The organism is Citrobacter sp. VF227, from assembly GCF_052950715.1.
Genome location: NZ_JBRFVF010000307.1, coordinates 1 through 493 on the forward strand (window position 1 = coordinate 1; position 493 = coordinate 493).

The following is a 493-nucleotide window of genomic DNA, read 5'->3' on the forward strand; positions in this document are numbered from 1 at the left end:
GCGCGCGCGTTGATCAGCGTGCGATAGGCCAACAGCTCGTAGCTGAACACCTCGATCTTCTCCTTGGCCTTGCGGCCCGGACGGATCAGGTTGCGCGAGTAGTGATGGGCGAAGCTCGGCTCGATGCCGTTGGAAGCGTTGTTGGCCAGGCTGAGGCTGATGGTGCCGGTGGGCGCGATGGAGCTGGGGTGGGTGAAGCGCCCGCCCTGCCCGGCCAGTGCCTCGATCAGATCGGGCGCGTACTCGGCGATCTTCTGCATGTAGCGCGAATACTTGGCGTGCAGCACACGGCCGGCAATCTGGTCGCCGACCTTGTAGCCGTCCTTGGCCATCTCCGGACGCTTGCGCAGCATCTCTGCGGTAACCTCGAAGTTCTGGCTCAACAGCGGCGCCGGGCCCTTCTCCTTCGACAGCTCCAGCGCCTGCTCCCAGCCGACCAGCGCCATCTCGCGGGAAACTTCCTCGGTGAACACGCAGGCTTCCGGGCTGCCAT

1 protein-coding gene is annotated in these 493 nt (G+C 65.1%); it reads right to left on the minus strand.

Features of this window, described 5'->3' with window-relative positions; all coding sequences use genetic code 11:
- A partial coding sequence (locus ACU8YC_RS26455) for a hypothetical protein (protein ID WP_446896187.1) occupies positions 1 to 473 on the minus strand: 473 nt, incomplete at its 3' end.
- Positions 474 to 493: the final 20 nt, after the last annotated feature.